Origin of the sequence: Alienimonas sp. DA493 (genome assembly GCF_043951915.1) — a bacterium.
Classification (GTDB): domain Bacteria; phylum Planctomycetota; class Planctomycetia; order Planctomycetales; family Planctomycetaceae; genus Alienimonas.
In genome coordinates, this window is record NZ_JBINJD010000366.1 from 1 (window position 1) to 542 (window position 542).

General features: G+C 70.5%; 1 protein-coding gene. It reads left to right on the plus strand.

Annotated features, from left to right (window positions below; translation table 11 throughout):
• Positions 1–39: 39 nt before the first annotated feature.
• A partial coding sequence (locus ACG2DA_RS23050; RefSeq protein WP_395259061.1) for a DUF1559 domain-containing protein occupies positions 40–542 on the plus strand: 503 nt, incomplete at its 3' end.

Sequence of the window (542 nt, forward strand, 5' to 3'; positions counted from 1 at the left end):
CCGTTCGACCGCGACGGCGACGCGTCCACGACCGACGACGTGTTCCGTTCCGGCGGCGGCCGTCCGTGGCGGGGGCAGTACACGCCGTGGCGGACTCAGGTCGCGACGCTGCTCTGCCCGACCGACGGCAAGCAGCCCAACGGCATCGCGGAGACGAACTACGCCTTCTGCCGCGGCGACAACGGCCGCGGGATCAGCCACTGGTCCAACGCCAACTACCCGCGGAACCGGGCCACGGCCCGCGGGATGTTCGACCAGGCGACCTGGCGGGGCATCCGGGACATGAAGGACGGGACCGTCAACACGCTGTTGATGGGCGAGATCGGCCGCTGGGACGGCGCGGCGTTCTTCCAGTCCGCCGTGGTGCGCAGGGGCACTTCCGGCTACGGCTCCGACATCCACAACGACCCGTACGCCAACTGCGCCGACGTCGTCGAATCGCCGACCGACCCCGGCATGTACGCGGACAGCGAGCTGGACCGCCGCGTCCAGCGCGGCAACCGCTTCAACGACGGCATCACGCCGATGACCGGGTTCCTCAC